General features: G+C 46.3%; 3 protein-coding genes and 1 pseudogene. 2 read left to right on the top strand and 2 right to left on the bottom strand.

The window, feature by feature from the left end; genetic code table 11:
- Positions 1-1974 (top strand): PKD domain-containing protein (locus Q0954_RS33155; RefSeq protein WP_299466097.1); only part of this gene is annotated, 1974 nt, incomplete at its 5' end.
- A gap of 341 nt (positions 1975-2315) precedes the next feature.
- The gene (locus Q0954_RS33150; RefSeq protein WP_299466094.1) at positions 2316-3023 is read left to right on the top strand and encodes a sensor histidine kinase; all 708 of its coding nucleotides are present in this window, start codon (positions 2316-2318) and stop codon (positions 3021-3023) included.
- A gap of 25 nt (positions 3024-3048) precedes the next feature.
- Here the strand turns inward: Q0954_RS33150 and Q0954_RS33145 are convergent, their stop codons facing one another.
- Together Q0954_RS33145 and Q0954_RS33140 are read right to left on the bottom strand one after the other, a co-directional pair.
- Positions 3049-3336, bottom strand: a complete 288-nt coding sequence (locus Q0954_RS33145) for a hypothetical protein (protein ID WP_299466091.1) — start codon at positions 3334-3336, stop codon at positions 3049-3051.
- Between the two features lie 409 nt (positions 3337-3745).
- Positions 3746-3959, bottom strand: a pseudogene (locus Q0954_RS33140) (hypothetical protein); the annotation flags it as partial.

Genomic DNA, 3959 nt, shown 5'->3' with positions numbered 1-3959 from the left:
TTTGGCAATTTACTCGCCAGTACGTCTCAGGTAGCCTACCCGGTACACCCCGACAGGAAAGGAAGCATTCCATTACTGAATTATAGCCTAAACGCCACCAATGCAGCAGGTTGCAGCGAGCAGATTAGCCAAGCGTTCAAGGTAGATTTTGACTTTGCGGGGCAGTACATTGTCGGTAAAGGGGAGACGAACCCCCGCCCTACCCGCTTCATCAACTTGTCGCTGGTAGTAGGCGATTCTATTCGCGGCTACACTTGGCGCTTTGGCGATGGGGCAAGTTCCAATGCACAAAACCCCGTGCACCAGTACCAACATCCTGGCACTTATGAGGTGAGCCTCACCATTCGCACCTCAGTGGGCGAATACACGCTGATTCGCCGCATTGATATTTTTCCATTAATAAAAATAACTGAAACGATTCCTTATTATAGCGGTTTCGAAAACGCCACGGGTGGCTGGCTCACCCACGGTACTATAAAAGTAGCTGATCAGAAAACCGAAGGCAGCAGTTGGCAACTTGTAAATGATGCCTGGCAAATGCCGGGTGGTTATGCAGCTAATGAACAATCATATGTAGCAAGCCCTGCTTTTGACATTGACCAGCTCACCCGCCCGATGCTTTCTTTCGATTACAAACTAGACGCCGATGTGGGTGCCGATGGATTGGTGTTACTCTATACCTTGGATGATGGCAAGACCTGGCAACGTCTGGGAGCACTTGGGAAAGGCATTGCTTGGTACAATACCACCCCTATTTTGGGCAAACCAGGCGATCGGTTCAGCGAAGACAACGGTGACGCTCAAGGTTGGTCGGGCAAGATCAAAGGTTGGCGCACGGCACGCATTGCTCTAGACCGAGCCATTGCCAACTTACCTGCCAACGCCCTCATCAGGTTTAGGTTTGCCTTTGGCTCCAATGCCGACAACCCTCCAGGTAGCAAATATCAGGGAGTGACTTTTGATAACTTCGAAGTTCGTAGTCGCAACCGGGTGGCGTTGCTAGAATACTTTACTAATCAAGGGATGGCAAGTGCCGCCAGTAAAAGTCAAGCTTTAGCTCAAGTAATGAGTAGCAGCGAAATTGTAAGTATTCATTACCACACCAGTTTCCCCACGGTAGATGAGTTCAATGAGGCAAATTCTAAAGACCCCAGTGGTAGGGCTTTGCATTACGGTTTGCGCAACGTACCCGCTACGGTGGTAAACGGCAGGGTGAAAGATTCCTTGTCAGTGACCCAACTCAAAGACAGCCTACTCAAAAAGACCTTGTTGCCAGCGAATTTTACTATCACAATAGCCCCTGTGAAATGGCAAAACAAATCGCTCGAAATCTCAGCAAAGATCACTGCCTTAACAGCCTTCAACGAGCCTGTTGTTTTTCACGCCGCCATTGTAGACAGTAATCGAGTGGCCAGTGGCACAGGCGAAACCTACGCTCAGGTACTTCGCAAGATGTTGCCCGATGCAGCAGGAGTATTTAGAGGGCATGCGTGGCAAAAAGGTGAAGTTCAAAGCCTTGGGTTTAGTTACAACGTGGGACCAACCGCAACAAACTCCAGAAACTTAAAAGTAGTGGTATTTGTGGCAGACTATCAACGCAGAAACATTTACCAAGTGGCTACGGCAAAAGTACCTGCCCAAGCCAAGCGCGATAATGATGAAAATACGGTCACAGGACTTGTTGCAAACCACTACAAGCACCCGTTGCCCCAGTCGCTGACTGCCTACCCTAATCCGGTGAGGCAAGAAGTGACACTCACCTTGCCCCAAAGCCTAACGCCTTCGCCCGATATTCGTTGGCAGGTCACTAGCCTGAGTGGGCAGGTAGTAGCCAGAGGGCATTGGGCAAGTCGTACCCGTGAGCATCAAATCTACTTGCAGGATTTTTCGGCTGGGATATATATAATAAGAGTGTATGATGTGACAAACCCTGAACGGAACAGCTTTGAGGTGAAGGTGAAAAAAATTAAATGAATGGGAATTACGAATTGGTCAATTACGAATTACGAATTAGCTTACACAGTACTTATTGTAATTCGCCAAGGCAGAGGTCGGTTCGTAATTAGCTTACGCAGAGCTCCCTACGGTCGGTTCGTAATTCTCACATTCGTAATTGTAGTTAGTATGTTCTTAAATAGTTACCAAGTGAAGGTTAGTGATGGATGAGTAGTTGGTTAAAACAGGGATAAACCAAGAAGGCAGGTTTACTGAGCCTGTCCTTCTTTTCAATTACTATCCAATCAAATAGATATACCCGCTTTGCGCAACGATTAAACAATCAGCGAAGCAAAACAATACAACCATAAAACAATCAAATGATGATCGATACAATCCAACAATCATTAATATCAGAAGGCTTGCAGGAAGCTCGGCAACTGGTGCAAACAATGAAGCAAAAAGCCTATAAGTTGGCAAATACCGATTTGCTCAAAAGAATCAGTGAACTAGAAGACACCCTTCGCAGCATTGACGATGTCAATAACATCTCTACCGAAGCTGTGCACATAGAAAAATGCAGTTTAAAGGTACTTATTGATACAGCTTACCAAATGTATCACCTTTATTTTAGCCGAAAGGACATTCGTTTTTCGAGCTATGTGGCAAACCTGCACGTGAGGGTAGATAAAATGAGTTTTTTTAGAATGTTCTTTAGCCTGGTACACTATATGGGCAAGCACGCCCACCCCGATGAAGAGCGTTTTATCAGCATCGAAGCGGCGGCCTACAATAGTCAAACCGTTGCGATGTATATAGAAGACAATGGCCTGTATCCGACCAGCAATACCGATATTTTCGACCATTCGTTCAAACGACGGATTACGGGGGCAATTTCAGGAGTAGGGCTCGCTGCCATCCAGCAGTGGGCTACCTCGGTAGGGGGCAAGGTATGCCCCGTCGACAAAGTGGGCAGTGGCTTGAAGCTGTGTTTTTTGTTGCCAGGTACAGCAAGCCCCCATTTACGTGAGCAACCTTTAGGGGAGGCAAGGTTGCCTTTGGAGCAAGGAACATCTGTGATTTGTTAGTTAAGTCAAAAAACTGGCAGAGTGATTAACTCCACCAGCTTTTTCTGTGCCCATTGTTGGTTTCAAACTCAAAACCCCGGTAGCGCACGTTGGCATTCCACCACTCTTCGTTGATTTCAACATCATATATATAGTGAATGCTGTTGCCAAAGTCACGCTTGCTCTTAAATTGAGGGTTTCGGATGGCAGTGCGGGGTACCCACACCGAGCGGTATTTATCGAGCCTGTCTTCAATAAACACCGCTTCTTTGTTCCATTTTTTGATCCAGATATTGCGGGCTGTCCAAGTAGTTTTTGTGTCTGTTGTAGTCATTGTTTTAAGTGATTTAGTAAGTCCTTGTTTGAATTATTATATGTCTAAGAACGACTAATTCAGTCCGACTATCAACTCACTGTTGAGCAGTGAATTATGAGGTAATAAAGCTTGCCAAAAGCGATATTTGGAGGCGTTTGGTGTACTAAGAAAAGTGCCATTTTTGGGCGGATAGCGGGCATTTATTCCAGTAATAGTGCTATAATAAAAGGTTGCTGAAGTTCATTGGGGTAAAAAATGATACAATCAAGGGGAAATTTCGGGCAACTGAGACATATTGAGGGTAAAAAGGGTGGTTTGGGGGCATTATATGCACTTAGGCAGTTTTTCTTATTTGCCCCAACCCCCCAAAGGCAAACCAGATAAGATAGGTTCACCTTTGGAGAAATAGAAGCGTACAGGAGAGGACTTAGCCAACCCCTATAAACAAAAACACTTTCCCGTGTTTGCCTTTGATTCCGTGTTTGATCCGGTAGGCACTGGCCGCTGGTCCCTTGAGCCTTAGCCCCAGGGTTTTGTTCTCGTGCACCAGGGTTTTTGCCAGGCTGAGCACTTCTGCCTGCCGTGCCTTGGGTACAAAAAGCAAGTAACGTTTTTTGTCCCACTCGCTGGCATCTGCTTTC

It is taken from the genome of uncultured Microscilla sp., from assembly GCF_947493425.1.
Taxonomy (GTDB): Bacteria; Bacteroidota; Bacteroidia; order Cytophagales; family Microscillaceae; genus Microscilla.
This window is presented reverse-complemented; position numbering and strand designations above follow the sequence as displayed.

What these genes read in the sequence shown, in the direction of transcription:
- Q0954_RS33150 (WP_299466094.1), top strand. Translation starts at nt 2,316, where the DNA reads ATGATGATCGATACAATCCAACAATCATTAATATCAGAAGGCTTGCAG.
- Q0954_RS33145 (WP_299466091.1), bottom strand. Translation starts at nt 3,336, where the DNA reads ATGACTACAACAGACACAAAAACTACTTGGACAGCCCGCAATATCTGG.